At 52.4% G+C, this 630-nt stretch carries 1 rRNA gene; it reads left to right on the top strand.

The features are described 5' to 3' along the window. Positions 1-36: 36 nt before the first annotated feature. Positions 37-630 (top strand): 16S ribosomal RNA (locus tag QMX89_RS22675); the annotation flags it as partial.

The following is a 630-nucleotide window of genomic DNA, read 5'->3' as shown; positions in this document are numbered from 1 at the left end:
GTTTATAGGGTTTTCTCAAAACCCGATTGCAGTATTGAACTGAAGAGTTTGATCATGGCTCAGATTGAACGCTGGCGGCAGGCCTAACACATGCAAGTCGAGCGGTTGAAGGAAGCTTGCTTCCTGATTCAGCGGCGGACGGGTGAGTAATGCCTAGGAATCTGCCTGGTAGTGGGGGACAACGTTTCGAAAGGAACGCTAATACCGCATACGTCCTACGGGAGAAAGCAGGGGACCTTCGGGCCTTGCGCTATCAGATGAGCCTAGGTCGGATTAGCTAGTTGGTGAGGTAATGGCTCACCAAGGCGACGATCCGTAACTGGTCTGAGAGGATGATCAGTCACACTGGAACTGAGACACGGTCCAGACTCCTACGGGAGGCAGCAGTGGGGAATATTGGACAATGGGCGAAAGCCTGATCCAGCCATGCCGCGTGTGTGAAGAAGGTCTTCGGATTGTAAAGCACTTTAAGTTGGGAGGAAGGGCAGTCAGCGAATACCTTGCTGTCTTGACGTTACCGACAGAATAAGCACCGGCTAACTCTGTGCCAGCAGCCGCGGTAATACAGAGGGTGCAAGCGTTAATCGGAATTACTGGGCGTAAAGCGCGCGTAGGTGGTTTGTTAAGTTG

The organism is Pseudomonas sp. PS01301 (assembly GCF_029960215.1).
In the GTDB taxonomy this organism is placed as follows: Bacteria; Pseudomonadota; Gammaproteobacteria; order Pseudomonadales; family Pseudomonadaceae; genus Aquipseudomonas; species Aquipseudomonas coleopterorum.
The sequence above is the reverse complement of the archived record's forward strand: the minus strand, read 5'-3'. Positions and strand labels throughout refer to the sequence as shown.